The sequence below is a fragment of the Bittarella massiliensis (ex Durand et al. 2017) genome (genome assembly GCF_017566145.1).
GTDB lineage: Bacteria > Bacillota > Clostridia > Oscillospirales > Ruminococcaceae > Bittarella > Bittarella massiliensis_A.
In genome coordinates this window covers 1-224 of sequence record NZ_JABFCL010000200.1, presented here as the reverse complement: position 1 = coordinate 224, position 224 = coordinate 1, and the positions used below count along the sequence as shown (strand labels likewise).

At 52.7% G+C, this 224-nt stretch carries 1 protein-coding gene; it reads right to left on the bottom strand.

Annotated features, from left to right (window positions below; translation table 11 throughout):
- On the bottom strand, window positions 1-224 hold a 224-nt coding region (locus HJY11_RS14020; RefSeq protein WP_208076507.1), incomplete at both ends, for a hypothetical protein.

Here is a 224-nt window from a genome sequence, read left to right as displayed (position 1 = left end):
CTCCTTGTCTTTGCGATGCCTCCGCCCGTTCCGCCCAATGTAAAGGCAGGCCTGACGATAACCGGAAATCCTATTTTTTCTGCAAAAGCCATTGCCGCATCCACTGTCGTTACCACTTCAGACGGAATTACCGGTTCCCCGATTTCTTCCATCGTATCTTTGAAGCACTGTCTGTCCTCCGCTTTATCAATCGTTTCCGGGGATGCTCCCAGCAGGGTGACGCC